The organism is Halomonas sp. (assembly GCF_052095695.1).
Taxonomy (GTDB): Bacteria; Pseudomonadota; Gammaproteobacteria; order Pseudomonadales; family Halomonadaceae; genus Vreelandella.
The window spans coordinates 1-1,243 of the sequence record NZ_JBQDLQ010000147.1; the positions used below are offsets into that span (position 1 = coordinate 1).

Sequence of the window (1,243 nt, forward strand, 5' to 3'; positions counted from 1 at the left end):
AATGGAAGTTCAGGAAGGGGATAAGGTCAAACTAGGCCAATTGCTCTTCACCGATAAGAAGATTGATGGCGTGCGCTATACAGCGCCTGCTGCCGGTGAAGTGCTTGCAATAAACCGTGGCGAAAAACGTCGTTTGCTATCTGTTGTGATTAGAGTTGACGAGACTGAGGAGGCGATTGAGTTCGCAGCTCATGATCGTAATGCCATCGCACAGCTTGATCGTCAGATCGTGGTTGATCAGCTGGTGGAGTCTGGGCTGTGGACAGCGCTACGCACGCGTCCATTCTCGCGTACACCAGCTATCGATAGCACGCCGGTCGATATTTTTGTGACTGCCGTGGATACCCATCCGCTGAGCCCTGACCCTGCGTTGATCATAAATGAGCAGCCGCAGGCATTTGAAGACGGCCTCAAGGTGTTAGCGCGCCTTACCGAGGGCAACGTCTTCCTATGTACCGGCGAGAATGGCACGGGTGAGAATGCCTCTATTCCGGGTGGCGATATTGACGGTGTGAAAGCCGAAAGCTTTGGGGGGCCTCATCCTGCCGGCTTGGTCGGGACCCATATTCATTACCTTTCTCCGGTCGCACTGCATAAAAAAGTGTGGCACATCGGCTATCAGGACGTGATTGCGTTCGGCAAGCTGTTTGTAGAAGGTAAGCTGGATGTGAACCGCATTATTGCCATCGGTGGTCCGCGTGCCGAGAATCCTCGTCTTATTCGTACACGCCTAGGCGCTAATACGGATGAACTGCTGGATGGCGACGTTATCAAGCCTGATGACACTCGCGTCATTTCAGGCTCTGTATTTTCTGGTTTTGCTGCAGAAGGCAAGTTGACCTATCTAGGCCGCTTCGGCAATCAAGTGAGCTTGCTAGAAGAAGGTAATAAGCGCACATTCATGGGTTGGATGTCTCCCGGTGTTAATCGCCACTCGGTTTTGGGGATTTATATTTCCAAAATTAAAGGGCTGAGCAACTATGCTCCGACGACGTCAACGAATGGTTCTGAGCGTGCGATGGTGCCCATCGGTGTCTACGAGAAAGTGATGCCGCTAGACATTATGCCTACTCAACTTTTGCGTTCGCTGATCGTGGGTGATATTGAGGCTGCCATGCAGCTTGGGTGTCTTGAGCTGGACGAAGAGGATCTGGCGCTGTGCACGTACGTTTGCCCTGGCAAATACGAATACGGCCCCATCCTGCGTGACAATCTCACCATGATCGAGAAAGAGGCCTGATGA

Annotated in this window: 1 protein-coding gene; it reads left to right on the plus strand. The window is 52.2% G+C overall.

Annotated features, from left to right (window positions below; all coding sequences use genetic code 11):
- On the plus strand, positions 1-1,240 hold a 1,240-nt coding region (locus tag ACTH5D_RS17270; RefSeq protein WP_441673397.1), incomplete at its 5' end, for a Na(+)-translocating NADH-quinone reductase subunit A.
- Positions 1,241-1,243: the final 3 nt, after the last annotated feature.